This window comes from Bacillus sp. P4_D3 (genome assembly GCF_056401855.1).
Genome location: NZ_JBFUIN010000037.1, coordinates 1 through 22,567, shown reverse-complemented (window position 1 = coordinate 22,567; position 22,567 = coordinate 1). Strand labels below are relative to the sequence as shown.

Below are 22,567 nucleotides of genomic sequence, written 5' to 3'. Positions count from 1 at the left end.
GATTAACTGCTTAACAGGTGATTCCGTTAGGAATCCTTGATTCTTTTTTATTTATCATCTTTTTGCACCAGAACCAAAAAAACAATGAAAATGAGAATGTTAAGCAAAACACACAAAGTTTACCTCAAAATCCTGAAAGAGAAAATTTAAAGAAACAATTAACTGATAAAACATTCAAAGCTCCTTCAAATGATAAAATGAGTGATTCAGAAATTTCAGCTGAATTAACAACTTATTTAATTACAGATAAAAAAGATCCTGATAAAAAGATGCCTTACAACGAATATTTAGAAATAGAAAAATCCAATACTGATGGAAATATATTATTTAGTTTAAAACGAGATGATAATGCGGGGACTATATCTGTTGCTAATCATTATCTTGTAGATAAAAATGGTTATGAATATGATTCCACCAAAAAAGCTGCATATAAAGTACCTTTAACAAATTTGTATATTGATAAATTACTATAATAAAAAGGACTAGTGAAAAATTAGCCCTTTTTATGTATTTTAGGATTAAAAAATCTGCTTAACTACTTGTCCAGACAGATATTTAAACCATTCTCCTCCCATAAAGTTTCCATCATTAATTATTATATATTTATTATGAGGATCATCTTTATAATAAAATTCAATTTTATAAGAATGATCTGGTGATTGTTCTTTTAAATCTTTAGCATCTCGAAGAAAAGGTGTTAACATATCCTCTATAGCTTTTTTTCCCAGATCATTAGGATGTTTCATTCTAAATAGATTTGCTACTTTAATTGTTTTTGTTTCTTTGTCATAACTAACTTCAGAAGTTCCATCTAATTCGTTTTTCATTCTATTAATTACAAATTCAGCTTTATTTTCAGCATCAGCTAAAATTTTATTCTTTTTATTAAGTTCTTCTTCTTCTTTCTTCTTTTTTTCTAGTTCAATTTTTTCGTGAGCAACTTGACTTTGATGCTTTTTCCACATATCTATCATAGAATACGTAAAGAGCAAAACAATAATAGTTGATACTATAAAAATCTGTTTCTTAAAACCAGGTATATCTTTATTAGATATAGTTACACTTTCATTCTTGATTGATTTGACATTTTCATTTTGATTCAACGCCTCTTGTTTTTTATGACTAAAAGCCTCTCCACAATTACTACAAAACTTACTATTTTCATCATTAGATTTACTACATTTAGAACAATATTTCATTAAGTATCCTCCCTAAAATTAATATCTAAAAATATTAATTTTAGATATTGTAAATTGTCTTAATATAATTTGACTAATACAATTATACAGTATAAGGTAGGAAAGGGAAATAAATAGAAAAAGAGGGAAGTTTATGAAAAAKGGTATAGTTATATCAATGATCGCTGCATCAGTACTACTTTTACAAGGTTGTAATAATACTTCAAGTAAAGCTAGTGAAAATAAAACTTCAGATGCTGAATTACAAACTATCAAAAAAGAACGAGATTCATTAGAAAAAACAAATAACGAGTTAACAAAAAAGATTACAGATTTAGAATCAAAAACAAATAAAGAACAAAAACCTTATAAACTCGATAAAAAACTAGCTCAAGAAATTTACAGTATTTATAAGGGGATTTCTTGGAATGATAATATTTTAAATGGTGGATGGGAATTTACTAAAGAATCCGATACAAAAGGTATAATTACAGCTGATCGTGGAGGTGGACAACCTATATATTTACTTTCAAATTATGCTGTTATGTTTGAAACTGGTTTAGATGATACTATGGGTCAATTAAAAATAATCGATTTAAATACTAAAAAAGTAATTGATCAATATCCAAAACAAGACAATATCAATAGTGAAGAAAGTCAGCAAAAAACTACACAAAATTCATCACAAAATATGGATAAAGAAAAATTAAAAAAACAATTAACAGATAAAACATTTAAAGCTCCTAAATCATATGCAGAAGGGCTTATAACCTCTGAAGAATTAGAAAGTTCCTTAAAAACATATTTAATGAAAAAAGATCCGAATAATGCAAAAGAAGAAGATTATGAATTAGATAGACTTGAGGATTTTCCTCCTGCTGACAAAAGAGTATATGCCCTAAGAAAAGATAATCATATAGGAAATATGTCTGTTAGGGGACACTACGCTTTAGACGGAAATGGTTATGTCTATAGATACAACTTTGCCGAACAAACGGTTGAGGATACTCCTTTAACAAATTTATATATTGAAGGCGTATTAAACCCATAACAAACAAAAAAAAGACTAGGTTGTCTAGTCTTTTTTTGTTTGTATATATTTATCTTCTTTTCCACGTTTTACAACTTGATCGATGCTACCGCCATCATTAGAAACCATATAATATTCACCATCAACTTTTTTGAAAAAATAAAAACTTAACATAGATCCAGGTTTTACAGTAGTATCAATTTGTTCAATAAATTTTCCGTAATTAGCCATTATTATTGTCCAATTTTTGTCATATTTTTCATCAAATCTTTTGATATCAGCTTCATCCATATCTTCTTTTTTTATTTCTTTGTATTCAATTTTATCAATACCACCTACCCTTTCAATAAAATCCGACTCATTTTCCATACCTTTTGTCAATTCTTTTTCAAGTTCGTCATTAGATACTTTCTTTAACTCTTCACGATACATTACAAGTTTTTTAAATATCTGCAAATCTTTTTTTACAACAGCTTCATGATAATTTTTCAATATTTCTACTGGAGATGGAGTGTTTAATGCTTCTTTTAATGATCGATTGCTTGAAGCATTTGAATTACTAGAACACGCACTTAACAACAAAATACCAATTATAATTGCAATAAATCTAAATTTCATTTTAAATCTCCTTTTATAGTATTATTTTACCTAATTTTAATATGATAAAAACATAATAAACTTATATTTAAAAATAAATAATATTCCGAAAAGGAGAGCGTAAAAAAAGACACCCTAAGGTGCCTTCCTCCGACTTGAATCACTTTAATTTTAATAATATGTATTGGACTCCCATCCAAATATTATTTTACCATGTTAAGTTATATTGTTCATCGAGAAATATGGTTCAAATCTATATTTCTAATTTACTTGATTACACCACCAGAAACTCCGGACATTGCCATAATATCAATTATTTTATCTGATATGGTGGCTTCTTCTCCGCCTCCATAGTAGGCGTTTAATGCATCAATAAACCAATATGCATCGGCCGTTACTGATCTACCTGAAGATTTCATGGATTCAATCACAGTTTGAACATATATGAACTTATCATCAAATGACAACTTAACCCAATCCCTACCGGTTGCAATTCTAATCTTTTCTACTTCTTCATTAGCTGATGAGGAAGTACTAGTTGAAGGTGATGGATTGCTACTTTCAGGTTTGATATATTTTCCATCTTTAGCACTTGCATCGTAAATGATATTACTTTCAGCAACACTTTTGCCTTTATCATCTAAGTGAAGCCACTCTCCAGTTAAGCCAGGTAGATCATAATTTGTGTAGTATTCGTGTCTCTCTGTTTTTAATACAACATTTAACAATTCACATTTAACGCCTTTTCCACAGTATAACTCTCCCTCACCATCTTTACCTTGCGGTGTTCCGCTTTGTTTCTTGATGATTTTACCTATGGATACCAAGTATTCATATTGTTCTTTAGGTTGTAAGTTATCAAATGAATCGTTAAGGTAAACTACGATATCATAATAATAATATGGATTTTTATCATTTTGATCTGATTTTTCTACTTCTTTATATGTTGCGGATATTAGATGCTTTTTAATCTCTTTATCCTTCGGTATTTCGGAAACAATACTGTCCAAATTCTCAGTGGTTTGCTCTGGTCCACCACAACCTGATAAAACTAACATCGCGGCGATAATAGTGAAAATGATTCTTTTCATAGTTTTCCTCAATTCTTGTTGTTTTTCCTGGATGCAATTTACAAAAATAAAAGCACTCTTTCGAGTGCTTGCACGATTAATTTTTAGATAAATCTACACCGTCTGTTTTATTTCCTTGCGTTGTAGCAGCTGGTTCAGCTTGCATGTTTTTTAACATATTAGGATCAATATTAACATGAACTGTATTAACGTTATTTACCGCATTTAAGTTATTAGTCCCAGCAGTACGAGCAGCGAATAGAGCATTCTTATAATCAACACGTCCACTTAATAGGAACAAGTCAACAATCCATAAAATACCGAATCCACCCATAGTTAGAAGGTTTAAGATACCCATTCCGATATCACCAACATAAAAACGTCCTGCCCCTAAGAATCCGAAGAAAATATGTAATAAATACGCAACACCTTTAGATTTCACCTTGATTACCTCATTTCGAATAATAAAATGTTAGATTTCCGAGCTAATCATATCAGATGACCTGTCTGTAGTTTGTCGCATTTTGTCGAAAAAAGAAAATAAAAAAGAGATACTAAGATTTAAATGGTAAAAATGGTCAAATTTTGTAGAATTTTACCTATGTATATATTAGGAATGCTTTCTTTTATGTTGAAACCAACAGAAGTAGTATACCAAATTCATTATGGTTCAAATGTAGATGAGGTTGTTGTATTGAAAGAATTTGGAGATAACCTATTTGTAGAAGAACATGGTAAAGGATCAGTATTTGCAAGTATGTTTGGAGATTCTGGAGAGCCTTTTAATTATACAATTCCTAAAAATCAAATTGTTAATGTTAAAGTTTTAGGAAAAAATGAATGGAACATAAAAAATTAAAAAGCCCCAGCCAGTAACGGTTAGGGGCTTTTATTATGAACCAAATAGTATTTATTAAAGAAGTAATACAAAGTTAACCACTTAATCTATATTAGACAAGGGATTCCAATGATGAGTTAGTGGGATCTACTAGAATCTCATTTTTTCTAATATATTTAGTTAGATTGTAGTGGATAGTGTTATATTCTACTAGAATCTCATTTTTTCTAATATATTTAATTAGATTGTAGTGGATAGTGTTATATTCTACTGGAATCTCATTTTTAAAATTTATTTGATTGTATTTGTTTTATTTTTGTGGGGGTGTAATTTTTTCTATCCCCTTATTTGTTATTTAAATTTGATTGTATACTTTAAATGCCTTGGAGTAGGAGGAATACTAACTAATGAAGGATAAGAATTTTGAAGGTGGCGTGGGAGAGGTTATGACACTATTTGAAAGTTTGATGGAAACTTTTTATAAAAAGCCATACGACGAAATTGATGTAGTTAAACATTTGGAAAATTATAATCTTGAAGAAATTGAACCTGGGGAAATAGGAGGCTATAAAAGAATTTATTTTAAAGAGGATGATGTTAACAAAACTTTATTTATTAAGGTAACTGGTAAAAATATTGTTAAACACATACAGATTGAATCCAAGAAGTTAGAGTTTATTCCAAGTAACCTTCCTAACCTTGGTTGTTTAGTAGTTGTTCTAGTTCCTATAGGGTTATGTATATGGTTTGTAATATCTGTAGTAACAACACTGATAGATGGTGGAAGTACAGATGTAGATACTACGCCAAACAATCCATACACAGAAGATTTTAATGGTGATGGGATTGGTGGCACCAAGGAAGACCACGATATTTATCACAAGAATTATAAATAAAAAAGGTACAGTCTACTGTAGTTAAAACAGTGGCTGTACCTTTTTTTGCGTCATACTAAAGCTTATCTATTTTTATAAAGAAAAGACACCCTAAGGTGCCTTCCTCGACTTGATAACCACATTTTATTTTCCTCGTAAACTCTGTTCATATGCTTTCACTTCATCAGTTGATCCAAATGTTTTTAGGTCAAATATATTGTTACCATCAACACATACTACTAATAATCCATCTTTAGCTTTAATAACACTTCCGACATTTCCCTTTTTTAGAGAAATACTAAAAGGATTATCTACATTCATTGTTTTTTTCTTCTCTACATATTGATTAAATTCCATTCCAATTGGAAAAGCCTCTTTTAATTGTTGAAGAGTATACTCACTTGTAGTTGGCGATTCACTTTTAGGTTTATCTTGTTCTGGTTGTTCTTGGGGCTTAACTTTTTCTTGATTTGGTTGTGTTTTCTCTTGAAGTAATCTGGTTTGCTGTTCTTCATAGAAGGCCACTTTAGAGTTCAATTCTTTGATTTTTGTGTTTAATTCTTGCTTTTCATTAAAGTGTTGATCAATAACTTTATCCATATCTTTTTGTGAATACTTAGGTTTCATATCTTCTGATTTAGAATCCTTAAAAATAGATATGGAAGCAATGATAACAACTATTACAGCGATAATTCCAATAATTAGTTTTTTATTCATTTATGTTCCTCCTGAAATACAATGTTATTATTATATAGTAATTAAATAGTTATAGATAGAAAAAAGACACCCTAAGGTGCCTTCCTCCGACTTGAACCATCTTAATTTTAATAATATGTATTGGATTCTCATCCAAATATTATTTTACCATGTTAAGTTATATTGTTCATTGAGAAATATGAATCAAATCTATAATTTTGTTGGAGTAATTGATCTAAAAAAGACATTGTTATGAGTGTCTTTTTACAATAAGTGTACTCTTGCAGCCAGGGCATATTATTTTCTTTTGTTTGAAGGCTAGGTGTTGCGCCTTACAAGTTGGGCAAATAATACCAACAGGGGTCAAACTTAACCGATAGCTTATAAAGCCAATCACTGCCAATACTATGGCGAGTAGAATTTTCACGAACGACACTGAAGCAATAAATGCAATTAACATAAAAATAGATAATGGTTTAGCTATTTTCCGAGTATTAATAGTAGCTTGACTGTCTCTTATTGTTATGGCATCTACTTCCGCGATTTGTGGAGTATATATAGGTTTTTGATAATTTAATTCTTCTATGTTTTTTGGTTTATTGCTGATTCGTTTTTGAAAAGAAATACCAGTCCCAGGAATAGAAGTTGTAACTCTTGTTCCTGACGGACCGAAGCTAATACGAGCACCTTTCACACCAATACTAACTCCTAATCCTTTTTTACTTGCGTTTAACCTAATTCCAGGAACTATTTGTTTGCTCTTGCGAAATCTAAATCCCCTATGTAGTCACCTCCTTGATATGAAGATAAAATATAGTCTTTACCTAAAAGCATCCATTTGTACTTTTTCGTAAATGTATCCAGCTTCTTTAGCTGTAATTCCAAAACGTTTAGCAGCTATTTCAGCAACCTGAGGATCATGTACTTCAGGGATGTAGTTTTCATCGTTATTTGTAAGGATGGTATATTGTTGTTTCATAAAGTCGAATATAACCGTATAGCTTATTCCGTTACTTGCATATTGCTCGTTATTTTGTGATGTATTATTTGAGTTTACCGTATCAGTATTATTAGCTGATTTTGTTTTTTCTCTTTCTTTATCAATGTCTAATTTATAATCACGTTTGCTATAATTTTCAAAATCGTTAATAATAAGTACTTCATCAAAGCTATCCATGACAAATGTATCGTCATCATATAATACTTGGAGTTCTTTGTAACGGCAGGAGTTATTACCTCCGCAAGAAACGTGATTAAAAGACCCCTTAATTTCTTTGAACGTATTGTTCATAACTGCGTATTTTTCCATATTTGACAAGTCGGAGAACCTTTCGTCTACGTTTATTTGAATATTAACTGGTGTGGTATCATCTTCTTTTTCACCAGCTTTATAAGAAACTTTTTCAATATATGGTCCTAACTTACTATCTTCTAGTTTATCTTTAGTAGCTGTCTCCACTGCTTTCATATCCGCCGAACAACCTGTAAAAACGAGACACGTAGTAGCTATCAATAAACTTACAAACCCCTTCCTCACATACATCACCCCTAATTTTATTTATGTCAGAGAGTAAAATAAAAGCACTCTTTCGAGTGCCTAATTACGACTAACACCTAATTTTGATTCAACTTCAGTTAAGCTAGCTACAGCGTTAATTAGTTTTTGATCGGAAAGTTTAATAGATTTTTGAGCTTCCTCCATTCTTCCTTTCAACGGAGCTATACCTTTTATCCCCTGATTTACAGCTCTCCCAGCATTACTTCTATAATTCGTTGCTAGTCCAAACTCTACTCTAAATCTCTCGATTTTTTCTTTTAATACAGGATCATTTAGCTTTGCGCCACTTTTAAATGCTGTATTTTTATTGGATAGTTCATCGTATCGATTTGTAATTGACTCCATTTTCTCTTTTAAAACGTTCTTGTCAATAGATGCAGGGTCTTTGCTTGCTTCTCCCCAAATAGGTCTCCAGTCCTGATTCCAAATTTCATCATATTCTTTTATCATAGCATCAATAGTAGGCTTGATTTCGCTTTCGTATGTAACTTTATCAGTATTTGCAGTTGGTTTAGGTTGTTCCTTTTTTTTAGCTGCATCTTGTTGTTTCTTCTGTTCTTCTTTTTGTTCCTCTTCTTTTTGTTCCTCTTCTTTTTTATGCTTCTCTTCTAATTTCTGTTGCTCGTCAGTTTTCTTTTGATCTTCCACGTTTTTCTTTTTAGTTTCATCTTGTTTAGCTTCGGTAGCAGTTACTTTTACATCTTTATTTTTTTCTTTTTCAGTTTTAGGTGAATTGGACAAGTTAGAACTGTGGTGCAAGGTGAAGATGTTTGGTTTGTAGCGAAAGACGTGGCAAATGTACTGGAATATCGGGATACACACAACATGGTTAGGTTTTTAGATGAAGATGAAAAGGACACTCACCAAGTGAGTACCCTTGGTGGAAATCAAAACATGAAAGTAATCAATGAGTCAGGGTTGTACTCAGCAATTTTAAAAAGTAAAAAACCACAAGCGAAAGCATTCAAAAAGTGGGTAACGAGTGAAGTAATTCCTTCTATTAGAAAACATGGGGCATACATGACAGATCAAGTCCTGGAACAAGCAGTAACCAACCCAGACTTCGCAATCGGTCTTCTCACTAAATTAAAAGAAGAGAAAGAAAGGCTTGCAGCAGCACAACAACAAATCGTACAGCAACAACAAATCGTAACATTCGCAGAAGCTTGTATGCAGTCAGATCAAACATTGAAGGTTGGTGAAGTTGCAAAGAAGCCTCATACACATCTTCTGTTAAACATGTCGGCTGATCTAATGTAACCGCTCGTTTAAACCCTCCACCGATGTATTTGCTATAGCCTATAGAAAGCTCAACCGTAAGACAACATTTATCTATAGATCGTAAGCGAAAACAGGTTTTTTCTATTTGTTCTAGAAGAAGCATTTTTAATTTTTTGGGGCTAAAACAGTCTTCTAATAATATTTGCCCTTTTGTTATAGAGGTACTTTTAGGAATGTATTTATTTGCAATCCGGCTCTCATCAATACCATATGAGAAGCGATATAACTCTTCACCTTTTACTTTGCCAAATCGCTTTATTAGATGCTCTTTAGGTGTTTTTGCAACATCCTTTAAGGAAAATAGGCCCATGCCGTGCAACGCCTCTTCAGTAGCCTTTCCAATTCCCCATACTTTTTGAAGGGGTTTGATTTCCCATAATTTCTTTGAAACATCTTCGTATGTCCACATAGCAATCCTTGATTTTGAATGTTTACTTTCCACATCAAGAGCAACTTTTGCAAGGAATAGGTTAGGCGCAATTCCAATGGATGCAGTTATTCCAGTTGTATCATATATCTCTTTTTGAATTCGTTTAGCAATTACAATTGGATCATGTCCAAAAAGATGAGCTGTTTGTTGCATGTCTAGAAAGCACTCATCTATTGAGTAAACGTGTAGATCTTCAAGCGCTACATATTTTGTATAGATTTCCGTAATTTGATTTGAAATTTCAACGAACCTTTTCATTGTTGCATTCACAATAATAATGTTTGGATCTTTTGGGATTTCATATAACCTTGTTGCTGTGGAAATACCTAATTTTTTAAGTTCAGGAGTCGCAGCCAACACAATAGATCCATTTCTATTCACATCCCCAACGACAGCTAATTTTACTTTCAGTGGATCTAACCCTCTCATAACACATGCACAACTGGCAAAAAATGAACATAGATCTATGCAGAAAATCATTCGATTCATACATTTTGAGTAATCAAACATCGTTTTACCCTCCAAAAACAGAACACTTGTTCTCATTATAGACCTTTTGTTTTGAGTTATACAACCTTTTTTTATTAAAAATATGGTACGTGAAATTATCATGATACGTGAACTTATAAAAATCATTGAAACAAATTACCGTAATAATTAAAAACTTTTTTTATTATAAAAATAACGAAAATTCATTATAATATAATTAAATAGGAAAGACGTAACTAGTAAGGAGGATAGAAACACATCTGGATAATCTCAAAATAGGAGGGAAAATATTAATTTATGTATGGAGGAAGAAATAGAGAAAAAGCCACTGATAATGGGTTCATATACCCTATTTTCCATAAAATAATTTCCTTATTATTCTATATAAATGTGGTGGAATTAATTAAATGGATAGCAATTAAATTCGTATTATTTTTTCACCGCCACTCATCAGATATTGATTACTTGAACAGAAAAAAAAGAAAAGCACGTAATATTGCTGTTGATATCTTTATTTGTTTGAAATTTATCTTTATTGGGTTCGTTTGGTATCAGCAAATTAATAATATATACGTTGTGGCAATTACAATTTACCTCTTACTTATGAATTCATTTACTTATTTTTATTATCATATTTGGGAAGAAGGAGCAATTAAAAGTTCTTTCGCTACACTTCACCGTACAAGACGAAAGTTTATCAGTCTGTTTCAATCATTTATCTATATGATTTTATCATACGGATATCTATTTCAAATCCCATTTACATCAGCATTTAAATGGGAAAGTTCAGGGGCTACATTTTCACAAGCTTTCTTATTTAGTTTATCAAATACTTTCCCATTAAGTTACAATAGTGTTCAGGCTCTTACAGAACTCGGACACTATATTAGAGCCTCTCAAGTTCTATTATCCTTTTTATTTATTACAATTATATTAACTCAATCTATTCCAGAGGAAAATCAGTAAGGGAGTGTTTTTAATGGCTTATCGTAATAAGACCTATATATGCTTCGACGGTGATGAAGATATGCATTACTATCGTCTCATAACAGCATGGAAGGCAAGGGATGGAAAAGAGTTTAATTTTCACAATGCTCATGATCTTTATCCAATGCAAAAAAGTAAGTTAGATGATAATGATGAAGCATATATTAAAAGTAAACTTCACCAACGTTTCTTGAATACAAAATGTCTCATTGTACTTGTTGGGCAAAAAACCAAAAATTTATATAGATATGTACGTTGGGAAATAGATGTAGCTTTACAACTTGACATCTCTATATTAGTTGTTAATTTGAATAAAAAAAATGGCATAGATCGTACCTTATGCCCTGCTATTCTTAGAGAAGAATTAGCTTTACATATACCATACTCCAGAGATGCTATTGTAAGAGGAATAGATAATTGGCCAAATAGACACAAAATACACAGAAAACAACAAGACACAGGTCCTTATCGATATACAGACCTTGATCATTCTTAATAAGTAGGACCCCTTGAATATATTTATTGAAGGGGGGAATTTAAATATGATACGCGAAAATCTTGTTTTCATAATTCAAACAAGAAAACAAATTGAGAGTGATCCATTTATGGTTTCTTATAAATTCGACATATTCTCAATCAATTTATATAAAATAACAGAAAATAAATTATCAATCTATGAAAAAACAAAAAGCTGAATCCCTTCTTACAGAAGGAGTTTCAGCTTTTTATTTTGGTTGCATACCTGTTGCAACAAGTTGCCATTAGGATAGTGTATCAGCAACTTGTAGCTATTACTATGAATGCTAGATTCCACAAAATTATTACAAGTTTTTTCACTTTATTATTTTGTTTATTATATGCGTTTAAGATTTAAAACATGTTAATTAATTGACATGTTTTAAACATTGAACTTTAGGACAAGCTAATAGTAAAAAACTTAGATTAATTGAGGTGAATATAATGGATTGGTTTGATATTGGCAAACCCAGAAGTAAATTTGGTAAATTCCTAGATAAGCACCATTTAACTCAACAAGATATAGCTAAAGAGAGTGGCGTTAGTAGAGGAACCATTAGTCGGTTGTGTAAAGGAAGTGCTTTTCATCCATCTCTAAAAAACGGGAACAAAATTATTAGAGCTTTAAAAAAGTTAACTAATAAAAATGTAGATCATCAAGATTTTTGGTTTTAATCAAAAAATATCATTCATCACAAAAGTTCTCATAAATACATTTTGTTTTACAGCATATTGTTCTAATTTGGATTGCCGATAGTCTGATAATGTGAAAAAATTAATTACCGGAACAATAGCATTCTGTCTTTTATAGATATCTGTTATATGGCCATATAACTGTATTTTATGTTCGTTTGCCTTCATATGTTGCAATCGATCTATTTCAACGAAATGGGGAACATTATTTTCAAAATACGTTGCGTCAGGAATAATCTGATACCGTTGACCATTGATTGAAAACTCTATAGATCTTTCTGTTTTCCATTCTGGAAATCCAAGCCACATCCAGCCTTCGTTTCTCATTAATATGTGTTGTAATTGACTGCTTTTCTTTACTTCCCTTGTAATTCCTAATAAATCACGCCCTTTTTTATTTAAATAATATACATGCTCACGAACTATTTTAGTAATATGACAATACGGCGTCAGATCTTTTAATACACGATTTGCATTTCGAATACTTCCTAGGCAGTGGATGGCTTGCAATTGCCTCCTGGTTGCAAAATCTAACTTACTCAAAGTAGATAAAATCTCGATTTGTCTCGCTTTCTGTTTGAGCGTTTGATGCCTCATTTTGTTTCACCACCTTGTATTTCTTCAGTAACTTCCACATGTCTGTATCCTTTAAATAAGGTACCTGGATTTCCTCTGTACGATCTGTTTTAAACAATGCTCTTCCTGGAAGAGACGGCAAATCCTCGAGTCCTGATTCATCCAAAGCAACTTGTGAAGCGACCGTCGTTGGTAATCGAAAGCCTATTTTCGCATCAGCATTTTGTTTAATTTGTCTTGGCAATGTATCAGAGGTTGGATATTGCGTACAAAATATCAGCCGGAATCCTAAACCACCTCCGATTCTTGCGATTTCAGATAGCATCTCCTGACACATGAATAATACATCACGTTGTTTTTTAGGTAATCCTTGTGTTGGACAAAGATTTGCTCCTTCATCTACTATGATGAAGCAACGTTCTCTAATTGATGTGTCTATGATATTGGTAAAATAGGACTTCTTCATCATTTCAATCTGTTTTATCATCTTTTCGCGTACTCTCCCCAACATCTCTAACGCCCGTTCCGGGTTTTCAGCTACTTCTACAACTTGGGATAGATCTTCATAAGGACTAAATTCTAGCCCTTCTTTCAGATCAACAATAAAAAATTTCACGTGTTGAGATTGTTGTAAAATTAAACTTGTCATCACATTTTTTAAGAATACTGTCTTTCCAAAACGAGTCATTCCACTTACACACATATGAGGTGTCTTCTCAAAGTCATGATATACATATTTATCTAACGCTTTCCCCACCATAACGCTCCATGTATGCTCTTTTAATAGATCCTTAGACCAATTCCACATTTCAGGTATTTGTTGGCTAAATACTCGAATATGAAGCTCTCTTTGGTGAAACGATATTTTAACAGGTTTATATAGGCCTTCTTCTAATACTTCAGCAAACTTTTGGATAAGTTGACTAGGTACACCAAGTGGTAACTTGTAAACATAATTCATACTTATATCATCTTTAATTTCTTTTATAAAAATGGGGTATTGTAATTCACCTTTATGTTGAACACATATCTTTGTAATTTCAAAAAACGTTGCAATTTTTTTCTTATCACTCATTCCGTTACTTTGATAAAAATAAGCTACAGTTATAAAGGTTGCTGGGATTAATAAAAGTGACAACATTCCCTCCATACCTCCTTAAGGTAGTTGAGCCTGTATGGAAGCTTAGAAAAAGCTGTTTAAGATGCGCTATTATAATTACTTTCAACTACCAGATGTAATACTAACGTAGAAACACATCTAGTATATCCATTAGAACGTACCAAACACTCCCAATCAACAAGCATTTAAGACCCGCACGTAGCAACCAACCTGGAAGATAAAGACCTTTCTTCTTCAGCAATTTTATTCCTAAAACTGAAGCTCCGGTCACGCCATATACAATCCCTAGCTCTCCAATGATTGTCATGTTTATCTCATCCTTTCTGTTTGATAGATAAATTCCCCTTCCGATCTCTATAAAGTTGATAATCATCCAGTAGCTCATTCCATGACAATGCATGTTCTTCGCCGTATAACTCCTCCTCAATTTTTTGACTTAAATAATAGTAACTTCGGTATTGTTGGTCCAGGTATACTTCGTGACGTAACATATGCTCTTGTATAGCGCATATGTTTTCTTCATTTTTATTAGCTTTGTACATTTGATTCAATGTTCGAGAAGAATACAGATAAGGTGTACTATACAGCATTTGATATTGACTCATATGTCTTCACCATCCATATAGATTTCTAGATACACTAAATACATATGATAATGATACGGATTTTCGAATTTGTCCCCAAAAAAATACGTCATTCCTATTTTGGAATGACATTCGACAAAAATCTTAAATTCTTTGAAACTGTGCTAATAACAAGAAAACCACCCTTTCTTCCGCCGTCGCAAGCAGAAAAAGGGTGGTTTTCTTAAAAATAAATGATAATTGATAGAGACCACTTGACGGTAGCAGTTATCAAAAGAGGAGCACATGTTGGTAGCATGTGCTCCTCTTTTTTATTGTATGATTTTTTTAATCAGTTATATACCTGATTAAAAAATATTGTTTCCTAATTTATTCCTTTTATAAGTGGTTCGAAAGTAAAATCAAAAATTGTAAATTAATCTTTTCAGTTATTTTAGTAACAATGTAATTGAAGAGTAGTTAATAAAATCTAATATAAATATATATCTTATATATATTAAAAATATAAAGATAAAACTTATATAGGACCGGCAAATGTATGTATATCCTTACTGTAACATACACTTTTAACATCTCATTACGTAAAAAATCATAAATGGTAGAATCTCACAACGGAAAAATAGGCAATATTATGATCTAAAGTCTACAAATAATCATAAATGAAATTTAGTATTCCTACATAAAAAATGAAACAAATTGATACATTGTTTAACATATTTATTCAATCGTAAAATTTCATGTGAATTCACTGAATCTCAACAATCTTATTGTATTTACCCACAAAAGATTCACATTATGTGTTAATTAATCAACATTATTAAGATCTAGCACATAACTCACATTAATATTGATGATTTTTGATAGATGAAGGCGTATAAGCTATATATATCAATGATAATTGCACAAAATTACTCACATTATGTGTTATTTATCTACTTATCCACGAAATTTAATTTTTTTCTTATGATTTCTTGTAGATATTTGAATGTATTTAGACAACTCATAACATGTTTTTATGAAAGTATGTGTGGAAATTGAGATAGGTATCACACTATTTTTGTATATGATTGCATAAAAAAAGACTCTATTATGAATAGAATCGAGTAAAGTTACTTATTGTGAAGAATGAGTAAAATTATTCACAATAAACGTATCAACACGAATAGCCCTCTATCTTGAATTTTTTTCAAAAATAGAGAGCTGATTATGATTAATTCGTTTTCATTGCTGTCAGTACTTGCTCAGCTGTTGTTACTGGGATACCAGCGCGTATTAACTGTTCAAAGGCACGCATAAATGTAATTAAATTAAAGTTATCTGGTACTTCAATAACGCGAAGCTTTTCTTTCGGTAATCTATCTATCTTTTCAATGAACAATTCCCGAACATCACTAGGAATAGAGCGCTCTTTATGTCCTCTTGCCTTTAAGAGTTCACGTATTTCTATTTCTAAAGCCATATAAGCGTTTAGGTGTGTACCTTGTTCATAAGCGTACTTTCTAAACAACGTTTCTTCTTGATACTTTAGATAGTTGCGKTGATACGATTCCTCTGTAACAGGTACAGCAAATTTGTAGTTTAGTAACTCATACGTTTTGCGGAACAGCTTTTTGATGTTTCGCAGAGAGTACATAGAGAAATGCAATCCGAAATCAAATACAGCTTGTTCTTTATGTTCTTTCGGAACATGTTGTGTAATCAGAGGATAAATACCTTCTTTAGCCGCTGTATCAAGAATTTGATATTGTGATGTTTGATTTAATAATTTCTTCAGTGTATATACTAACTTGCTTGGATATTCTTCATTACGATCTATCATGTCACGTAAGCTATGAATTACGCTTCGAATTTGTCGATGGCATGTATATTTAAGTACATGGATAAACTTGTTCATGTCTTGTGTAAATTCACCAATATTCATTTCTTGTAGTACGGATTCGATAAAACGAGCTTTACGAGCATAAGTAAGCTTTGGTGTGAATGGATCGCGATACTGTACTTCTCCTGTTTCTTTTGCACATAAGAAATCCGTATGTAAGGATAGATATAGAGTTGTATATCTTTTTTTATTCTTAACCCCTTTTTGTAATTTACAAATTTTGAATAGTGAAGTCCCTGTACATGGTAATGCAGTTGTTAATTCTGTCATAACTGCGCGGATTTGATGTGGATATTTTTTATGTAAAAAGCGGTACATCCCACCAAAATGAGTTTTATTCCCTTTTTCATCTTGTTTGTCTAAGGAACGTTTTAGTGTAGTTTCACTGTGCTGTTGCATAGCAATATCTAAGAATAGCTTTTTAGATGCAACTGATAGCTCAAAGAAAGCTTTCGTAAATACCACGGGGCTAATATAAACATATGCATTGGCCTTTTCAGTTTCTTCATTCATAAAATGAGTTAATTTAATTGTATATCGGCCATCTAATTCATTTTCAATCGTAATAATGTTATGTATACTTAATTTCTTTAATGCAATATAGAATTGAGAATGCTGTATGTAAGCAAATTCTTCTTTATATAGTTTGTAATCTTCCCACATCATATGTATTGTTACATTTGGAATGATTCCATTCGTGTAACATTTTTTATGTAGATATAAGAAGACTTCCAAATCTGCGTTTGTAAGGCCATATAATTTATGCTTTCTTCCCATTGTTTCCGAAATAGCAGATAGTGTACGACGTGAAAAAGATGGTTTAGCCTGTGCTACGAAGCCATCCACATCGGCAATGCGCTCCTCATATGTCATATGATCAACAATATCCTCAAGGTATGTATCTTTATAGCTGTAGTATTTCTCTTCGAAAGTTTCAACAAGTTTTTGCCAAGACTTCAGTGTTACTAAAACTGCATTTGTAGATTGTCCATTTAGACTACGTTGATTACGAATAATAAATGATTTTCCCATCTTTTTCACCTCCTACCTATAAATTCAGAAATAAATGCCAAAACACTATAAAATATACCAATTTTGATTATACCAAATCGAAATTTGCTGAAATGCGTCCCTTTAAGAGAAAAAATAAAAAGATGAAACGCCCTTTAATCCCTTGTGTATCAAGGGGTTTCAGACTTCTTGAAATTTTTTTTATGGACATGATATGGCTATGGATTTTCATATTGGTAGAAAAGAAGGGAAATAGCAAAAAAACCTTGTAAACATGATTAAATCAACGGTTATATCGATTTTTAAAAAAATAAAAGGGACATGATATGGCTATGGATTTTCATGTTTATAATTGTGAATTAAACAGATGAACCCTTTTAAATAGTGATGTTAATGGGGTTTATCTGTAATTTTATAATTACAAAAGGAACATGAAGTGGCTAGGCTAGTTTTCATGTTTGGGTAAAAAAGGGGACATCATACAGCTATGGATTTTCATGTTGCATAAATACATGAAAATAGGGTTATAAACATGTAAAGCCTTAATATAAAAAGGTTTATGGGGGCTTCTTCTGAAAAAAAGGGACATCATATAGCTATAAATTTTCATAACGAATTGTATAGGTGTAGTAGAAAAGCTTATATATCAAGCTTTAAGCATTTTTAGAAAAAAATTTCGAGTTAGTAAAAAGAGTTACATAATGTCATTTTTGTTTCATGTTTTGATGGAAAGGGACATGATATGGCTATAAATTTTCATTTTGATGAATTTGGGGTGTTCGAAGTAACATTAATATTTTAATCCTTACATTTTTTTACTTTTACTTCTCTTTTAACGAACTTCAGCCAGAATTCTCCTTCCTCTAAGCGAAGCGTAGGTGGGAGATGAATGGCCCGACCTAACAAAAGTACTTCTGAGTGGTAAAGCATCGTAAAATTTGTTTATAATAGAGTTATTAGAACAAATATTCGGAGGTGACGACATAATGAAATTGAACTACAGGTTTGAAATCTATCCTACAATAGAACAACAACATACATTAGAGAGATGGATTTCCATTTGTCGTCAGCAATATAACTCCGCTTTGCTAGATAAACAACGATATTATAAACAAAACAAAAAAGACTTAACACGGTATGAATTACAAAATCAGCAAAAACTTGATAAAAAGATATATCATTTCTTAAAAGAGGTTCCTTCGCAACCTTTTCAGGAAGTGTTTGCGCGCTTGGAAAAAGCCTATAAAAAGTTCTTTAAAAAGGATGCTGGCTATCCAAAAATGAAAAGTTTTAAAGAATATCGTTCTATTACTCTTACTCAATTTGGTATGTTCAAATATAAAAAGAAGGATGGTTCCTTGGGGACAAGCCGTCGTATGTGTTCTCTCACAAAAGGCGGTAAACTTCTTATCTCGAAATTAGGGGTCATTGATATCAAATGGCACCGTAAATTAGATGGCCGCGTTAAACAAGTTGTCATAAAACATCAAGGAAACCGTTGGTTTGCGACTTTTTGTGTTGAAAAACACGTAAACCAAGATTCTATTTGTGATGCAAATAAAACAACTGGTATTGATGTAGGCATCAAAAAATTTGCGGTTCTATCTAATGGAGAAGAAGTTCAGAATCCTACGTTCTTACGCAAAGAAGAGCGTAAATTAAAACGTGCGCAACGTAAACATTCAAAAATGAAAAAAGGTTCGAAGAGCTGGTGCAAGCAAGTAGACAAATTACAACAAATTCATACGAAGATAGCGAATCAACGTAAGGATTTCTTGCACAAACTAAGCTTCCGATTAACCAACAGCTATGGTGTAATTTGTATAGAAGACCTAAAAATCAAAAATATGGTACGTAACCGTCACCTAGCAAAATCCATCCACGATGCAGGTTGGGGGATGTTCCGTACATTCCTCTCCTACAAGGCAAAACGAAATGGTGGATGTTTGGTAATGGTAAAACCGCACTACACGTCACAAAAATGTTCGAATTGCGGGGAAACAGTTAAGAGATCACTTTCTGTTCGTACGCACGTATGCAAACAATGTGGTACTGTACTGGATCGTGACCACATTGCAGCGATTAACATTGAAAAAGCCGGCTTAACGCAAATTGCGTATCAGCCAACATATTAAATGTACATAACATCTATATAACTGTAGGGCAAGGTCTTGTCCGAACAGTATAATCTACGCCTGTGGAGAGCGTGTAAGACCGAATCTCGTAARAGATAGGCAATGCTTGTAGAATCAGGAATCCCCCACTTCAAGCGGTGATAATCGGTAAGTGGTGGGTAGTTCACAGCTACAGTAACTATGTTTTTAAGGTGAAATTAGAGCGAGATGAATAAAATGTCGAAAATATAAGAATTTTTTGTTTTTTTTGTTGATTTATGTTTTTTTTAATGTTAAACTCATAACAACAAAGAAAGAGTAAACGAAAACCCTTAGCGATTAAATTATCAGAATTTTCATTCTTTTTAGTGGTTTACTCCATGTGATTTACACGTTTGTGTATTGCTTTTCCACTCTTTCTTTGTTTTTCCCTATAAAAGAAAACAACCTGTTTTTATCCAATTTGTTTTCTCTTGTAAAGATGTAATTTGTTTTTTTATAACAGTTGGAACTACTATTTTAAAAATTATTGTTGTTTAGGGGGGATAGCTAATAGTTTGGACATGTAATGAAGAGTTTTTATTAAAATGGAGTGGATCCAGAAAGAGGTGAAAAATAAGAAATTTGGATGTTAGTTTTTTAATTTTAGAAAAGGAAGAATAAAAATATAGTGGACATACAATTACAATAAAGGAATGCAGTATAGATCAGTATACTTGCATTCCTTTGCTATGAAATTGTATGGTGTTTGTTTAAGAAAGATAAGATAGTATAAATTATGCTTTGTATCGGCTTATTAATCTATTTATTTATATATAACAAATAATAGAACTTTGTATTTATAAATAATATTACTGAAAATCTACTAGAAAAAGAGCTAATGGATGAAAGATAGGTTATTGTATAAGTACTTGTATAATTGCTATTTGGATTTTACAAATCGATTCAGTCTTGTATAATCAGTTACAGAGTGGGCTATAAGTATGCAAACTAGAGCCCTTAACATGTTAAGGGTGAAATGAAAGAATTGAATATTCTGACTGTATTTCTAGTTTTATAAAAAGGAACATCATATAGCTAATTATTTTCAAATTAAGATCAATAATAACTAAATGTATATAAGGAGCCGAATTTAAATGGAAGACGTTCTACAATTGTTTAGAGACGCACTATCAATAACGGAACAACTGTATAAACAAGATGAGCAATTGTGGCATAAATGGGTTTCCTATTATGTTGAGGTTGAAGCAGATCAAAGTAAAATTGTGACTTCAGAATACCTTTCTCCATCATTTTCAATGCTTGTACAGTGGTTAGAGCAACAACAAAGAAAAGGTGTTTCTCCTCTAGATATATTTAAAAATATAGATAAATACAGATTAATTATTCATGAGACTATAGGTGTCTTTATTGAACAAGAGTTTCGTAAAAATCAGACAGCTAGTACTATAGTGCACACAGCAACAAGTGAATCAGATGCGAACATATTGAATGAAAACTATTTAGAAGTAAATAACTCCGCGGTCTATTATAAGTTAAGAGATGGAATAGCTAAAAATCAATTTGAAGAAGATGAAAACACACGGTTAAAATCTTATCCTATTGAAACAAAGGATAGTAATGGAGTGGCACAGCTTTCCTCTCATAAAGATGAAGATCTAAAGTTAACGAATATTGAAGAGACAGCAAGATGGAATACATTAGTAGATGGTGTAATGAGTAATATGGATGATCTAACTGCAGATTGTTTAGATACCATCACGATTCAATGGTTGAATGAAGCAAAATCGCCTGATGAATTTATTGATTTTTCATATGAACAAGTTTTAGAAATGTGCAGTATTTCAAAGGCTAAGGCAAATGGTGTCGAATATTATAGGGTAGAAGATAAAATTAAAGTTGCGAAGCGGATTGCGGCCCTAGCGAGTATTTTTATATATCTAAATGATGACAATGAAGTAGTCGTATTAAATGATCGCGCTGAAACAGGTAAGCATTATGAAGTAAAACGCGAGGTAATTAAAAGACTATTTGTTTTAGATTCCGTAGTTCTATGGAGAGATAAAAACACAAACGAATACATGGGGATAGAATCGTGTCGAATCAAACCGGGAAGTTTCTTATCCGGATATCTATATGGATCTAATAGTACTACAGCATTATTATCAAAAAAGGCACTTGAATATAATAGTTATAGACACAAATATCATAAAAGATTAATTCGATATTTGACATGGCAATGGAGAATACGTCAAATGTTTTCTAGCTTACAAAGACCTTATTCTATAGGTGGAGATAAAGGTTTGTTAGCAGTTATGGGTATAAATCAAAAACAAAAACCTAATCGTATCCGCGAACAATTAGAAAATGTTCTTAGTGATTTAGAAAAAGAAGAAGTAATTTCTCATTGGGAATATCATAATGGTTTAGAAGAAGAAAAACTGACAAAGAAGAATTGGTTTAAAAACTATTATTCACAGTTAGGAATAGTAATATTGCCACCCAAAGAATTAATTAGTTCAATGGAAAACTTAGCGAAAAAGAAAACAATTGATACAATAGATGAGGAAAGTCATCCAGTAAAAATTGTAGAAAAACCATTAGATACGAATGAAAATGAACAACTTATCAGGGAGAAAATAGAGTTTATTCATATGAAGAAGAATATAACTATGCGAGAACTATCAATAGAGATAGGTATATCACAGCCTACTCTTTCTAGATTCTATAATAAAAAAACAAAGCGTCTCTCTAGTACGGCGAGAAGCAAATTAAACCAATGGTATAAAAGACAAATGATCATCGATAAAATGTAAGTTAAAGCTAAAAATTAGTATTAAAAAGAGTCCTAGAAATAGGACTCTTTTTAATGTAGTTATTGAATTTTCCTGTTTTAAAATATACTAATTAATATAGAAATATCCCTATTTAGAAACAGGGATATTTCTATATTAAAAAGGAGATTATAGTAGTGTTATGTGGTATATGCAATAGAAACAGTAATGTATATTATTCCAGTAACTTATCCAAAGCTCTCTCCTATAC

22 protein-coding genes and 2 pseudogenes are annotated in these 22,567 nt (G+C 31.6%); 10 read left to right on the top strand and 14 right to left on the bottom strand.

What is annotated here, in order from left to right:
* Positions 1–17 precede the first annotated feature (17 nt).
* On the top strand, positions 18–473 hold the full coding sequence (locus AC1DTM_RS08265) for a hypothetical protein (RefSeq protein ID WP_088099229.1): 456 nt from the start codon (positions 18–20) through the stop codon (positions 471–473).
* A 45-nt stretch (positions 474–518) separates the two neighbouring features.
* Here the strand turns inward: AC1DTM_RS08265 and AC1DTM_RS08260 are convergent, their stop codons facing one another.
* Positions 519–1,199 (bottom strand): zinc-ribbon domain-containing protein, encoded by a 681-nt coding sequence (locus tag AC1DTM_RS08260; RefSeq protein ID WP_088099230.1) that lies wholly within the window; start codon positions 1,197–1,199, stop codon positions 519–521.
* A 133-nt stretch (positions 1,200–1,332) separates the two neighbouring features.
* Here AC1DTM_RS08260 and AC1DTM_RS08255 point away from each other — a divergent pair, with 133 nt between their 5' ends.
* Positions 1,333–2,229, top strand: coding sequence for a hypothetical protein (locus AC1DTM_RS08255; RefSeq protein ID WP_477000148.1), 897 nt, complete (start codon positions 1,333–1,335; stop codon positions 2,227–2,229).
* A gap of 24 nt (positions 2,230–2,253) precedes the next feature.
* Here the strand turns inward: AC1DTM_RS08255 and AC1DTM_RS08250 are convergent, their stop codons facing one another.
* The 3 genes from AC1DTM_RS08250 to AC1DTM_RS08240 form a co-directional block, all read right to left on the bottom strand.
* Positions 2,254–2,826 (bottom strand): hypothetical protein, encoded by a 573-nt coding sequence (locus AC1DTM_RS08250; protein WP_088099232.1) that lies wholly within the window; start codon positions 2,824–2,826, stop codon positions 2,254–2,256.
* A 245-nt stretch (positions 2,827–3,071) separates the two neighbouring features.
* Positions 3,072–3,896 (bottom strand): hypothetical protein, encoded by an 825-nt coding sequence (locus AC1DTM_RS08245; protein ID WP_088099233.1) that lies wholly within the window; start codon positions 3,894–3,896, stop codon positions 3,072–3,074.
* A 76-nt stretch (positions 3,897–3,972) separates the two neighbouring features.
* Positions 3,973–4,317, bottom strand: coding sequence for a TM2 domain-containing protein (locus tag AC1DTM_RS08240; protein WP_088099234.1), 345 nt, complete (start codon positions 4,315–4,317; stop codon positions 3,973–3,975).
* Between the two features lie 186 nt (positions 4,318–4,503).
* Between AC1DTM_RS08240 and AC1DTM_RS08235 the strand changes: the two genes are divergently transcribed.
* Both AC1DTM_RS08235 and AC1DTM_RS08230 read left to right on the top strand, forming a co-directional pair.
* A complete protein-coding gene (locus tag AC1DTM_RS08235; protein ID WP_133059504.1) occupies positions 4,504–4,734 on the top strand; it encodes a hypothetical protein in 231 nt (76 codons plus the stop codon).
* A 386-nt stretch (positions 4,735–5,120) separates the two neighbouring features.
* The gene (locus tag AC1DTM_RS08230; protein WP_234814247.1) at positions 5,121–5,609 is read left to right on the top strand and encodes a hypothetical protein; all 489 of its coding nucleotides are present in this window, start codon (positions 5,121–5,123) and stop codon (positions 5,607–5,609) included.
* Between the two features lie 123 nt (positions 5,610–5,732).
* Here the strand turns inward: AC1DTM_RS08230 and AC1DTM_RS08225 are convergent, their stop codons facing one another.
* From AC1DTM_RS08225 to AC1DTM_RS08210, 4 genes and pseudogenes are all read right to left on the bottom strand, one after another.
* The gene (locus AC1DTM_RS08225; RefSeq protein ID WP_088099236.1) at positions 5,733–6,305 is read right to left on the bottom strand and encodes a hypothetical protein; all 573 of its coding nucleotides are present in this window, start codon (positions 6,303–6,305) and stop codon (positions 5,733–5,735) included.
* 229 nt (positions 6,306–6,534) lie between these two features.
* A pseudogene (locus AC1DTM_RS08220) lies at positions 6,535–7,047 on the bottom strand (DUF4236 domain-containing protein); the annotation flags it as partial.
* Between the two features lie 57 nt (positions 7,048–7,104).
* A complete protein-coding gene (locus AC1DTM_RS08215; RefSeq protein ID WP_234814248.1) occupies positions 7,105–7,827 on the bottom strand; it encodes a hypothetical protein in 723 nt (240 codons plus the stop codon).
* A 54-nt stretch (positions 7,828–7,881) separates the two neighbouring features.
* Complete coding sequence (locus AC1DTM_RS08210) at positions 7,882–8,583, bottom strand: hypothetical protein (RefSeq protein ID WP_016103714.1); 702 nt, start codon at positions 8,581–8,583, stop codon at positions 7,882–7,884.
* Positions 8,584–8,592: 9 nt separating this feature from the next.
* Between AC1DTM_RS08210 and AC1DTM_RS08205 the strand changes: the two are divergent.
* Positions 8,593–8,778: pseudogene (locus AC1DTM_RS08205) on the top strand (BRO-N domain-containing protein); the annotation flags it as partial.
* Between the two features lie 145 nt (positions 8,779–8,923).
* Here AC1DTM_RS08205 and AC1DTM_RS08200 read toward each other — a convergent pair.
* On the bottom strand, positions 8,924–10,063 hold the full coding sequence (locus AC1DTM_RS08200) for a Y-family DNA polymerase (RefSeq protein WP_234814249.1): 1,140 nt from the start codon (positions 10,061–10,063) through the stop codon (positions 8,924–8,926).
* 276 nt (positions 10,064–10,339) lie between these two features.
* On the opposite strand from AC1DTM_RS08200, the gene AC1DTM_RS08195 reads away from it, so the two are divergent.
* The 3 genes from AC1DTM_RS08195 (at position 10,340) to AC1DTM_RS08185 (ending at position 12,220) form a co-directional block, all read left to right on the top strand.
* Complete coding sequence (locus AC1DTM_RS08195) at positions 10,340–11,008, top strand: hypothetical protein (RefSeq protein ID WP_088099239.1); 669 nt, start codon at positions 10,340–10,342, stop codon at positions 11,006–11,008.
* A gap of 13 nt (positions 11,009–11,021) precedes the next feature.
* The gene (locus AC1DTM_RS08190) at positions 11,022–11,525 is read left to right on the top strand and encodes a TIR domain-containing protein (RefSeq protein ID WP_016103718.1); all 504 of its coding nucleotides are present in this window, start codon (positions 11,022–11,024) and stop codon (positions 11,523–11,525) included.
* A 464-nt stretch (positions 11,526–11,989) separates the two neighbouring features.
* Positions 11,990–12,220, top strand: a complete 231-nt coding sequence (locus tag AC1DTM_RS08185; protein ID WP_016103720.1) for a helix-turn-helix transcriptional regulator — start codon at positions 11,990–11,992, stop codon at positions 12,218–12,220.
* Here the strand turns inward: AC1DTM_RS08185 and AC1DTM_RS08180 are convergent, their stop codons facing one another.
* From AC1DTM_RS08180 to AC1DTM_RS08160, 5 genes are all read right to left on the bottom strand, one after another.
* Entirely contained in the window at positions 12,221–12,835 is a 615-nt protein-coding gene (locus tag AC1DTM_RS08180) for a replication-relaxation family protein (protein WP_016103721.1), read from the bottom strand.
* Complete coding sequence (locus AC1DTM_RS08175; RefSeq protein WP_016103722.1) at positions 12,774–13,955, bottom strand: FtsK/SpoIIIE domain-containing protein; 1,182 nt, start codon at positions 13,953–13,955, stop codon at positions 12,774–12,776. Before AC1DTM_RS08175 ends, AC1DTM_RS08180 begins: the two co-directional genes overlap by 62 nt.
* Before the next feature lie 100 nt (positions 13,956–14,055).
* Positions 14,056–14,241, bottom strand: coding sequence for a hypothetical protein (locus AC1DTM_RS08170; RefSeq protein ID WP_002107213.1), 186 nt, complete (start codon positions 14,239–14,241; stop codon positions 14,056–14,058).
* Between the two features lie 7 nt (positions 14,242–14,248).
* The gene (locus tag AC1DTM_RS08165) at positions 14,249–14,539 is read right to left on the bottom strand and encodes a hypothetical protein (RefSeq protein WP_165762436.1); all 291 of its coding nucleotides are present in this window, start codon (positions 14,537–14,539) and stop codon (positions 14,249–14,251) included.
* Positions 14,540–15,728: 1,189 nt separating this feature from the next.
* Positions 15,729–17,429: a hypothetical protein gene (locus AC1DTM_RS08160; protein ID WP_477000147.1), complete on the bottom strand. Its 1,701-nt coding sequence runs from the start codon at positions 17,427–17,429 to the stop codon at positions 15,729–15,731.
* A gap of 965 nt (positions 17,430–18,394) precedes the next feature.
* Here AC1DTM_RS08160 and AC1DTM_RS08155 point away from each other — a divergent pair.
* On the top strand, positions 18,395–19,543 hold the full coding sequence (locus tag AC1DTM_RS08155) for an RNA-guided endonuclease InsQ/TnpB family protein (RefSeq protein WP_477000146.1): 1,149 nt from the start codon (positions 18,395–18,397) through the stop codon (positions 19,541–19,543).
* Positions 19,544–20,658: 1,115 nt separating this feature from the next.
* A complete protein-coding gene (locus AC1DTM_RS08150) occupies positions 20,659–22,338 on the top strand; it encodes a helix-turn-helix domain-containing protein (RefSeq protein WP_088099242.1) in 1,680 nt (559 codons plus the stop codon).
* Positions 22,339–22,567: the final 229 nt, after the last annotated feature.